The 9,027-nt window shown below is 71.8% G+C and carries 7 protein-coding genes; 3 read left to right on the top strand and 4 right to left on the bottom strand.

The window, feature by feature from the left end; all coding sequences use genetic code 11:
* Window positions 1-69: 69 nt before the first annotated feature.
* Window positions 70-2,688 carry a GNAT family N-acetyltransferase gene (locus G6038_RS24145; RefSeq protein ID WP_346772907.1) on the top strand — a complete coding sequence of 873 codons (2,619 nt, stop codon included), beginning with the start codon at window positions 70-72 and terminating at the stop codon, window positions 2,686-2,688.
* Between the two features lie 89 nt (window positions 2,689-2,777).
* On the opposite strand, the gene G6038_RS24150 is transcribed toward G6038_RS24145, so the two are convergent.
* The 3 genes from G6038_RS24150 to G6038_RS24160 form a co-directional block, all read right to left on the bottom strand.
* Window positions 2,778-3,740 carry a sigma-70 family RNA polymerase sigma factor gene (locus tag G6038_RS24150; RefSeq protein ID WP_165040461.1) on the bottom strand — a complete coding sequence of 321 codons (963 nt, stop codon included), beginning with the start codon at window positions 3,738-3,740 and terminating at the stop codon, window positions 2,778-2,780.
* Between the two features lie 181 nt (window positions 3,741-3,921).
* Window positions 3,922-5,403 carry a methyltransferase gene (locus tag G6038_RS24155; RefSeq protein ID WP_165040463.1) on the bottom strand — a complete coding sequence of 494 codons (1,482 nt, stop codon included), beginning with the start codon at window positions 5,401-5,403 and terminating at the stop codon, window positions 3,922-3,924.
* A gap of 54 nt (window positions 5,404-5,457) precedes the next feature.
* Window positions 5,458-5,817, bottom strand: a complete 360-nt coding sequence (locus tag G6038_RS24160; protein WP_165040465.1) for a DUF3099 domain-containing protein — start codon at window positions 5,815-5,817, stop codon at window positions 5,458-5,460.
* A 72-nt stretch (window positions 5,818-5,889) separates the two neighbouring features.
* Here G6038_RS24160 and G6038_RS24165 point away from each other — a divergent pair, with 72 nt between their 5' ends.
* A complete protein-coding gene (locus G6038_RS24165) occupies window positions 5,890-6,126 on the top strand; it encodes a DUF3039 domain-containing protein (RefSeq protein ID WP_003935590.1) in 237 nt (78 codons plus the stop codon).
* Here the strand turns inward: G6038_RS24165 and G6038_RS24170 are convergent.
* Window positions 6,099-7,280 carry a YihY/virulence factor BrkB family protein gene (locus G6038_RS24170; RefSeq protein WP_165040467.1) on the bottom strand — a complete coding sequence of 394 codons (1,182 nt, stop codon included), beginning with the start codon at window positions 7,278-7,280 and terminating at the stop codon, window positions 6,099-6,101. The two genes, G6038_RS24165 and G6038_RS24170, sit on opposite strands and share 28 nt — an antisense overlap.
* Window positions 7,281-7,537: 257 nt before the next feature.
* Between G6038_RS24170 and G6038_RS24175 the strand changes: the two genes are divergently transcribed.
* On the top strand, window positions 7,538-9,027 hold a 1,490-nt coding region (locus G6038_RS24175), incomplete at its 3' end, for a DEAD/DEAH box helicase (RefSeq protein WP_165040469.1).

A 9,027-nucleotide genomic window follows, 5' to 3' on the forward strand; every position in this document is an offset into this window, starting at 1 on the left:
GCACAGGCGGAGAAGGATGCCGCCCGCGAGCGCGCACTCGCCGTCGCCCGCAACTACCCCAAGCACTGGGTGGCGGACGTCCTCGCCGCGGACGGCAAAGCCGTGCACCTGCGTCCCATCGTCCCCGAGGACGCGGACCTGCTCGTGGACTTCCACAGCAAACTCTCCGAGCGCACCCGCTATCTCCGCTACTTCGGTCCCTACCCGACGATGTCGAAACGGGACCTGTTCAACTTCACCGTCGTCGACCACCACCGGCGGGTCGCGTTCGTGGCCCTGCTCGGCGGGGAGATCATCGCGGTCGGCCGCTACGAGGGTCTGCCCGAGGGCGACGGCCTGTCCGCCGAGGTCGCATTCACCGTCGCCGACGCACACCAGGGCCGCGGCCTCGGTCCGATCCTGCTCGAGCACCTCGCCGGGGCCGCCGCCGAGAACGGCCTCCACATGTTCGTCGCGGAGGTGCTGGCCGAGAACCGCAACATGGTGACGGTGTTCCGGGAGGCCGGCTACCAGGTCAGTCGCAGTTTCGAGGGCGGCGTGGTGCGCCTCGAGTTCGCCATCGACCCCACCGAGGCGCTGGTGTCGGTGCGTAACGCCCGGGAACGCGCCGCCGAGGCCCGCAGCGTCCGCAACCTGCTCAGCCCGGGCAGTGCCGCCGTCATCGGCGCGTCCACCGACAGCCGCAAGGTGGGCAACGCGGTCCTGGTCAACATGCTGCGCAGCGGCTTCACCGGCCCGGTCTATCCGGTCAACGCCGAGCACCGCTCGGTGCGTGGCGTGCGGGCCTATCCGACCGTCCGCGACATCCCCGACGACATCGACCTCGCGATCGCGGCGGTCCCGGCCGAGGCCATCGACGCGGTGCTCGACGACTGCCTCGCCAAGGGCGTCAAGGCGTTGCTCGTCGTGTCGTCCGGCTTCGGCGAGACCGGCCCGGAGGGCCGGGCCGCGGAACGCCGTCTCGTCCACGCGGCCCGGGCACACGGCATGCGGCTGATCGGGCCGAACGCGCTCGGCGTCGCCAACAACGATCCGGAGATCCGTCTCAACGCCACCCTCGCGCCCGTGCTGCCCGCGGCCGGCAACGTCGGCTTCTTCTGCCAGTCCGGCGCGCTGGGCATCGCCATCCTCGACCAGGCAACCAAGACCGGCGTCGGCCTGTCCTCGTTCGTCTCTGCCGGCAACCGCGCCGACCTGTCGGGCAACGACCTGCTGCAGTACTGGGACACCGACCCGGCCACCGAGGTGGTGCTGCTGTATCTCGAGAGCTTCGGCAATCCGCGCAAGTTCTCGCGCATCGCGCGGCGCGTGGCCCGCAGCAAGCCGATCGTCGCCGTCAAGAGCGGCCGCCACGCCGTGCCCCCGGTCCTGGCTGCCCGCACGGGGGAGATGGACGACACCATCGTGCGGGACCTGTTCGAGCAGGCCGGCGTCGTGCAGGTGGGTTCGATCTCGCAGTTGTTCGACTCCGCCCTGTTGTTCGGCTACCAGCCGCTGCCGGCCGGACCTCGCGTCGCGGTGGTGGGCAACTCCACGGCCCTCGGCGTACTCGCTGTCGATGCCGCCCGCAGCGAGGGCCTGCACGTCGGTGAACCCGTCGATCTGGGTGCGACGGCCTCGCCGGAACAGTTCGCGGCGGCCGTCGCCCACGCGCTCGAGGCGGCCGATGTCGACGCGGTGATCGCGGTGTTCGTGCCCCCGGTCGCCGTGACGGTCGAGCCGTACGCGCAGGCCCTGCGCGACGCCGTCGCCGGCACCGACAAGCCGGTGCTGACGACGTTCCTCGCCACCGAAGGCCTGCCCGACGTGCTCGCCGTGCGCGGACCGGACGGCCACCCCACGCGGGGGTCGGTGCCGTCGTATCCGGGGCCCGAGCGGGCGGCGCTCGCGCTGGCTCGGGCGTGGCGGTACGCCAAGTGGCGCAGCCGCCCGGCCTCCCAGGTCGTCCGCCCGGCGGGCGTCGACGCAGACAAGGCCCGCACCCTGGTCGAAGGGTGGCTGGCGACGTCGCCGGACGGACGCTGGCTCTCGGACACCGAGGCGGCGCTGCTGCTCGCGTGCTACGGCGTGCACATCGCCGAGTTCCGGGCGGTGACCACGGCCGACGAGGCCGTTGCCGCCGCGGAGGAGATCGGGTTCCCCGTCGCGGTGAAGGCGACCGGCGCCCACTGGCGGCACCGGCCGGACCTGAGCGGGGTGCGGCTGGATCTGCTCGGGCCCGAGGCGGTGCGGATCGCGTACCGTGACCTCGCCGCGGTCTCCGGGGAGCCGTTGCTGCACGTGCAGAAGATGGCGACCAAGGGCATCGGTTGCGTCGTGCAGGTGCAGGACGACCCGTCGTTCGGGTCGCTGATCTCGTTCGGTCTCGCCGGGGTCATCTCCGACCTGCTCGGCGACCGCGCCTTCCGGGTCCTGCCGGTCACCGAGGACGAGGCGGTCGAGCTGATAGACGCACCCAAGGCGGCGCCGCTGCTGTCCGGCTACCGCAATACCGAGCCGGTCAGCAAGGCCGCCCTCGTCGACCTGGTCCAGCGCATCTCCGCTCTCGCCGACGATCTGCCGGAGGTGCGGGAGATCGCGTGCGAACCGATCCTCGCGTCTCCCACGGGCGCGGAGATCACCGACGCGCACCTGCGGATCGGACCCGAACCGCACCCCCTCGACCTCGGCCCCCGCCGGCTGCGCTGACACGGCTGCCGCGGCCGCGGCGGTCCGCGGACGCAAAGATCCCCGAGAACCCAGCCCGGTTCTCGGGGATCGTCCGGCCGACTGCCCGGTCAGCTGGCGTAGGCGCGGAGGCGTTCGGCGCGGTCGCCCTCGCGGAGCTTGCCCATCACTTCCCGCTCGATCTGACGGACCCGCTCACGGGAGAGGCCGAACAGCTTGCCGATCTGGTCGAGGGTGCGGGGCTGGCCGTCGTCGAGGCCGTAGCGCAGGCGGATCACCTGCTGCTCGCGCTCGTCCAGGGTGGCCAGGACGCTGCGCACGTCGCTGTGCAGCAGCCCGGCGATCACCGCGTTCTCCGCGGACGTCGCCTCGGCATCCTCGATGAAGTCGCCGAGCGGGGCCTCCTCGTCGTTGCCGACCGGCATGTCCAGGCTCACCGGGTCGCGGCTGTGGTCCAGCAGGTCGCCGATCTTCTCGACCGGGATACCCGACTCCGCGGACAGTTCCTCGTCGGTCGCCTCCCGGCCGAGCTGCTGATGCAGTTCCCGCTTGATCCGGGCCAGCTTGTTGACCTGCTCGACGAGGTGGACGGGGAGCCGGATCGTGCGGCTCTGGTCGGCCATGCCGCGGGTGATGGCCTGACGGATCCACCAGGTGGCGTAGGTCGAGAACTTGAAGCCCTTGGCGTAGTCGAACTTCTCCATGGCGCGGATCAGGCCCAGGTTGCCCTCCTGGATCAGGTCCAGCAGGGGCATGCCGCGGCCGGTGTAGCGCTTGGCCAGGGACACGACCAGACGCAGGTTCGCCTCGAGCAGGTGGCTGCGGGCGGCCCGGCCGTCACGCACGACGAACGCCAGGTCGCGCTTCTTCGCGGCGGTGAGCCGCTTCTTGGTCTCCAGCAGATGCTGGGCGTACAGGCCGGCCTCGATCCGCTTGGCCAGTTCCACCTCGTCCGCAGCGCTCAGCAGGGCCGTGCGGCCGATCCCGTTCAGATAGACGCGGACCAGGTCCGCGGCCGGGCTCTGGCTGTCGAGGTCGGAATCGACGCGGGCGGTGGTATCGGGGCGTGCCATGACGTGCCTCCTCATCGGTGGTGTCTCGATGCGTTCAACGCGCAGGACCCCTGGGAAAGTTCCCGGGGTTCCTCCGCCGGAACCGTCCTGACCTGCGGATACGGCGAACAGGTCCTGAGAAGTTGCTGAGAACACACCACCGGGGGAACCGGCGGGTAACTTTCCGGCCCGCCGGGCCGCCCTACCGGACGGGTTCGACGAGTCCGTGCCGGACGAGCGCCTGCACCAGGGGGACCGCCCGCCCGGCCAGCGCCTGCTCGTCCTCGTCGTGCGCGGCGGCGAGCAGCGCCACCAGTTCCGACAGCGGCAGGCCGTCGGCCCGCATCCCAGCCAGCAGCGCCGCCGCGGGATCGTCCACCTCGTGCTGCCAGTTCGGGCCGCCGCCGCGGTGCACGCGCGTCACCACCTGCCGCCAGCCGTCCTCACCCGGCAGGTACACGCGCTCCAGGGCGGTGTCGGGCCGCACGACGAACCGCGCCTCGAGGACATCGTGGTCGCGCAACCACGCCAGCCGCTCGAAGTAGCCGACGGCCTCCGCCCCGAGCGGGTCGGTGAAGCCGTGCCGCAGGTCCTCGGCGAGCACGTCGCTGGGCGCGTCGGTGCGCCGCAGGTAGACGAACCCGAAGCCGATGCCCTCGACCCGGTGCCGCTCGAAGTGGTCGAGCCACGCCTCGGCGCGCGCCGCCACCGCCGGATCCCGCGGATCGGCGTCGCCGTCACGCAGCCACGTCCCCACGTAGAGGGCGGGGTCGGCGACGTCGCGCTGCACGATCCACGCATCGACCCCGTGGGCGGGCAGCCAGGAGGCGATCCGGCGTCGCCAGTCCTCGTCCTCGACGTGCACCCACGAGGCCAGCATCGCCGCGGTGCCCCCCGGGGTCAGGTGCTCGGCGGCGCGGGAGACCATCAGTTCGCTCGCCCCGTCGAGGTCCAGGCCCGAGTCCCGGTAGGTGTGCTCGACCCGTCCGGTGCTCACCACGAACGGCGGGTTCGCGATGATCCGCTCGAAGCGGCGGCCGGTCACCGGCTCGAACCACGACCCCTCGAGCAGTTCGACCTCGACCTCGTTCAGCGCGGCCGTCGCGGCGGCCAGGTCCAGCGCCCGGGCGTTGACGTCGGTGGCGGTGACGGTGCCGGCGAAGTCGGTGGCGCGCACGGCCTGTACGCCGCAGCCGGTGCCCAGGTCCAGCACCGAGCCGACCGGGTCGGTGGGCATGGCCTGCAGCAGCGACAGCGAGGCGTGCCCGACCCCGAGCACGTGGTCCTCGCGGGTGGGCCGGGGGCGCATCGCCCCGTCGAGGTCCGACAGCATCCAGCGGGTGCCGGTGCCGGCGTCGAGCGGGCGCAGGTCCAGCGCCGCGCGCACGCCGTCACCGTCGCGTTCGAGCAGCCCGGCCGCGATCGCCGTCGCCACGTCGACCGGGGCGAGCGCCGCCCCCACCTGCGCGGCAGGCAGCGTGTCGCACACCAGGAACAGGCGCACGAGGGTGCCGAGATCACCCCCGCCCGCCGCGGCCCGCCGCACCGGCACGGGCTCGCCCCGGCCGAGCGCGGCGTGCGCGTCGGGGCCGAGCAGCTCGAGCAGAGTGTCGGTGTCGAACCGGGCGCACGTCAGCGCCGTGCGTAGCGGGGGACAGATCGAAAGCAGCAGGTCGCGGTCCACCCCCGCATTCTGGCAGCACCCCGAGGCCGCGTCGCCGGGGACCGGGGAACCCGGTCAGCCGTCGATCACGCGGGGCTGCGGGCCCTCCAGGGCGGTGGTCTCGTCCCCGCGGCCGTCCCAACGGCTGGGCTCGTCCTTCGACCGCGGTGGACGATCGTTGGCGATGAGCACCGCCACCCACGGCAACGGGACGGACAGGGCGAGGATGCCCACCGAGAGCCAGGGATTGGCGAACGCCGCGTACGCGAGGGCGGCGAGGATCATGGCGGGGATGCGGAAGGACATGAGCGTGAGGTACTTGCGGACCCGCGCACGGTGCTGGTCCTCCAGCGACAACGCCGCCTCGGTGATCAGAACCGGTTTCTCGGGTGACCCGTCGTCGTAGTCCCCATTGAAACCCGGAGTTCTCGACATCCTTCTACTGTCCCACCCGCGCGCGCGGAATGCACATGCGCATCCGCACCGAGGGTGCGGCATCATGTAACGGTGAGCACCGACATCAAGGAACGGCCGGATACCACCACCGACGAAACCACCGACGACGACACTCCCAAGTTCTTCCACTACGTCAAGAAGGACAAGATCGCCGAGAGCGCGGTCATGGGCACCCACGTCGTCGCGCTGTGCGGCGAGGTCTTCCCGGTGACGCGCTCCCCGAAGCCGGGGTCACCGGTGTGCCCGGAGTGCAAGAAGGTCTACGAGGGCCTGCGCAAGGGCGACTGATCGGCCGTCTCGTCCGGAGCCGCCGGGGCGTGTTCGCCGGCGGCCTCTTCCGCTGCGCGCGGGTGCGGCGCGTCCACGGGGCACGACTCCGGTTCCCGCTGTTCCGGGCGCATGATGTCTGGTAGCCGGATCGGGATCGGCGCCGTCCCGAGCCGCCGGGTCAGGCCGGTCACCGCGGCCGCCGCCGGCGAGGGCGCCGCGGCCGCCCGTTCGGCCAGCCACCGGCGCATCTGCTCGATGCGGGTCTCACGGGCAGGCCAGAACTCCTGCACGGTCGCGTTGAACTCGGCGCCCAGCACGACTGCGAAGCCGAGGAAGAAGGTGAACAGCAGGAACGCGATCGGGGTGGCGAGCGCTCCGTAGGTGTAGCCGGTCCCGGAGACCCACCGCAGATACCAGCGCAGTCCCGCGCTCGACGCCATGAAGAACGTGCCCGCGAGGATCGCGCCGCCCAGCAGCCGATGCCACGGCAACGATCTCGGCAGCGCCACCTTGTACAGCGTCGTCAGGCCCACGAGCAGCAGCAGTCCCACGCCGGGGTAGTAGAACGTGTCCAGCAGCCGGGTGCCGAGGTCGTACCACGCCGCCGGCAGCGCACGCCCGATCATGGTCGGCCCGAGCGCGACGAGTGGCAGCGTGAACACCGCCAGCACGAGGAACACCACGTACAGCAGCAGCGCGAAGAACCGCTGCCAGACGGGATGCCGGTGATCGTGCTGGTCGTGTGCCTCGTCGATCGAGTCCACGAACGTCGAGATCGCCGACGAACCCGCCCACAGCGACAGCAGGAACCCGAGGGACATCACGTCGGCGCGTCCCCGCAGCAGCACGTCCTGCACCGTGGGCCCGATGATGTCGTCGACGACGCTCTCGCTGAACATCGTGCGGCTGAACGTGACGATCTTGGATTGGATGATCTCCACCGTGTCCGGCCCGAACCACCCGGCCACGTACCCGAGACTGCCCAGCAGGCCCAGCAGCAGCGGGGGCAACGACAGCGTCTGCCAGAACGCGGCCGCGGCGGCCTTGCTGAAGATGGAGTCGTCCCACGCCTTGGTCGCCGTGCGGGCGATCACCCGCAGGCCGCGATGCACCGGCCGCCGTCGCGGGCTCGATGCGGCGGTGGATCCGGCCGGTGGGGATATGTCGCTCATGGGTACTTCCAGCATTCCTGACGACACGCCGCGGTGCGCGGCGGCGGGCCGACGGGACCGCGAATTCTGTCATGATCGTCTCCTGTCGCCCGCGTCACGGACGGCGGTTCGGATGCGGGCCGGGCGCGCGGGCCGGGATAGGCTGCTCGACGGCCGTCGCCCGCCCGGCGACCGCACGGCGGTGCCCGTTCGCCGCCCGCCGACGCCGCCGCCGGGCGAAACCACCTGCACGACCGGAGAAGGAGCACGAGTAGCCGGTGAGCATCGAGACCGTCGGAACAGCGTCCTCCGCCCCCGCCGGACAGCTGCGTGCCTGGCAGCGCCGGGCCCTCACGAAGTACCTCGCGACGGGTCCGCGGGACTTCCTCGCCGTCGCGACCCCGGGCGCCGGTAAGACGACGTTCGCGCTCCGCGTCGCGAGCGAGCTGCTGCGCGACCGCACCGTCGACCAGGTGACGGTCGTCGCCCCGACCGAGCACCTCAAACACCAGTGGGCCGCCTCGGCCGCTCGTTCCGGCATCGCGCTGGACTCGAACTTCACCAACTCCACGGGCCAGACGTCGAGCGACTTCCACGGCGTGGTGGTGACCTATGCGCAGGTCGCCTCGCATCCGTTCAAGCACCGGGTCCGCACCGAGGCGCGCCGCACCCTGGTCATCCTCGACGAGATCCACCACGGCGGCGACGCCAAGAGCTGGGGGGAGGGCATCCGGGAGGCGTTCGGCGACGCCACCCGCCGCCTCGCCCTGACCGGAACGCCGTTCCGCAGCGACGACAGCGCCATCCCGTTCGTGATGTACGAACCGAACGCCGAGGGTCTCATGCAGTCCCGGGCCGACCACGCGTACGGCTACGCCGACGCACTCGCCGACGGCGTCGTGCGCCCGGTGGTGTTCCTCGCCTACTCCGGTGAAGCCCGGTGGCGCAACAACGCGGGGGAGGAGTACTCGGCGCGGCTCGGCGAGCCGCTCAGCGCAGAGCAGACCGCCCGGGCGTGGCGGACCGCGCTCGATCCCGCCGGCGACTGGATCCCGGCCGTCCTCACCGCCGCCAACACGCGGCTCGAGCAGCTGCGCCAGGGCGGGATGCCCGACGCGGGCGGACTGGTCATCGCCAGCGACCAGACGGTGGCCCGCTCGTACGCCAGGATCCTCGAGCAGCTCACCGGCGAGGCGCCCGCACTCGTCCTGTCCGACGACCCGACCGCCTCGGGGCGCATCTCGGAGTTCGACGCGAGCACCCAACGCTGGATGGTGGCGGTGCGAATGGTGTCCGAAGGCGTCGACGTGCCGCGGCTCGCGGTGGGCGTGTACGCCACCAGCGCATCGACGCCGCTGTACTTCGCCCAGGCCATCGGCCGGTTCGTGCGATCGCGCCGCAAGGGCGAGACCGCGAGCGTGTTCCTGCCGTCCGTGCCGGTGCTGCTCGATCTCGCCAGCCAGCTCGAGGCCCAACGGGACCACGTGCTCGGCAAGCCGCACCGCGAGAAGGAGGGCTTCGACGACGACCTGCTCGCCGACGCCAACCGGCGCAAGGACGAGCCCGGCGACGAGGAGAAGGCGTTCACCGCGCTCGGTGCCGATGCCGAGCTCGACCAGGTGATCTACGACGGCTCCTCGTTCGGCACGGCGACGTTCGCCGGCAGCGAGGAGGAAGCCGACTACCTGGGGCTTCCCGGGCTGCTCGATGCCGAACAGATGCGGGCACTGCTACGCCGCCGTCAGCAGGAACAGCTGGACAAGCCGAC

It is taken from the genome of Rhodococcus sp. 14C212, from assembly GCF_011058195.1.
Classification (GTDB): Bacteria; Actinomycetota; Actinomycetes; order Mycobacteriales; family Mycobacteriaceae; genus Rhodococcus; species Rhodococcus aetherivorans.